Here is a 424-nt window from a genome sequence, read left to right as displayed (position 1 = left end):
GACGAGGACAAGGCAGTGAGTCACGGGTTTGACAAGAAACAATCGTTCCGACACCGCACAAAGGAGAAGAAATGAGCAAAATCACCAAAAGTCGCGTCATCATCGAGTTCGAGGCGTCTTCTGGCTACGAGTCGAAAGAAGAGTTCCAGACGCATCCGAGTTCGCTTCCACTCAGGAATGCGCTGCGCGAGATTTTGCGCGTGCTCCTGATCAACAACGAACGTGAGGAAGTGACGAACATCGTGAATGAAGCTCTGTACTACGACGAAGAGGATGCGGTGTGAAGCTCAGTGAGATGAAGGCCCTGTATCTTCGGGCCAAGGACGCATACTACAACGGCAAGTCCGAGATCATGTCGGATGCAGCGTTCGACCGTCTGGAAGATACGATCCGGAAACGCAGCCCAGAATGGGAAGAATTGGAC

The 424-nt window shown here is 52.4% G+C and carries 1 protein-coding gene; it reads left to right on the top strand.

The annotated features are described in order from the left end of the window. The first annotated feature begins 71 nt into the window (after window positions 1-71). Window positions 72-284 carry a hypothetical protein gene (locus AC1RPU_RS07885; RefSeq protein WP_251188573.1) on the top strand — a complete coding sequence of 71 codons (213 nt, stop codon included), beginning with the start codon at window positions 72-74 and terminating at the stop codon, window positions 282-284. Window positions 285-424: the final 140 nt, after the last annotated feature.

It is taken from the genome of Dellaglioa sp. CoH-55-MRSF-7, assembly GCF_056782235.1.
The sequence above is the reverse complement of the archived record's forward strand: the minus strand, read 5'-3'. Positions and strand labels throughout refer to the sequence as shown.

Coding starts and splice junctions, on each gene's coding strand:
- AC1RPU_RS07885 (WP_251188573.1), top strand. CDS start 72: ATGAGCAAAATCACCAAAAGTCGCGTCATCATCGAGTTCGAGGCGTCT.